The organism is Mesorhizobium sp. M2E.F.Ca.ET.209.01.1.1, assembly GCF_004010375.2.
Lineage (GTDB): Bacteria > Pseudomonadota > Alphaproteobacteria > Rhizobiales > Rhizobiaceae > Mesorhizobium.
This window is the reverse complement of record NZ_SADP02000814.1, coordinates 1-319: the sequence shown is the minus strand read 5'-3', so window position 1 is coordinate 319 and position 319 is coordinate 1. Positions and strand designations below refer to the sequence as shown.

General features: G+C 57.4%; 2 pseudogenes. Both read left to right on the top strand.

The annotated features are described in order from the left end of the window. A pseudogene (locus EN852_RS42920) lies at positions 1–173 on the top strand (A/G-specific adenine glycosylase); the annotation flags it as partial. A gap of 24 nt (positions 174–197) precedes the next feature. Beyond that, positions 198–319, top strand: a pseudogene (locus EN852_RS42915) (HAD family phosphatase); the annotation flags it as partial.

Genomic DNA, 319 nt, shown 5'->3' with positions numbered 1-319 from the left:
CCCATTTCGCGCTCGAACTCGATGTTTTCCATGCCCATGTCACAGGCGATGCGCCGGATGGGCATTTCTGGTCGCTGGCCCATGAAATTTCCGGGGAAGCGCTGCCAACCGTCATGAAAAAGGTAATCGAGGCGGCCATACCGGGCGCGACCAAAAAGCAGCGCCCGCTTTGAGCGGCAGACGGAGTAAGACACAGCATGACTGAAATCCGCCATATCGTGTTCGACATCGGCAAGGTGCTGGTCCATTACGATCCGGACATCCCGTTCAGCCGCCTGATCCCAGATGCGGCGGAGCGGAAATGGTTCTTCGACAATGT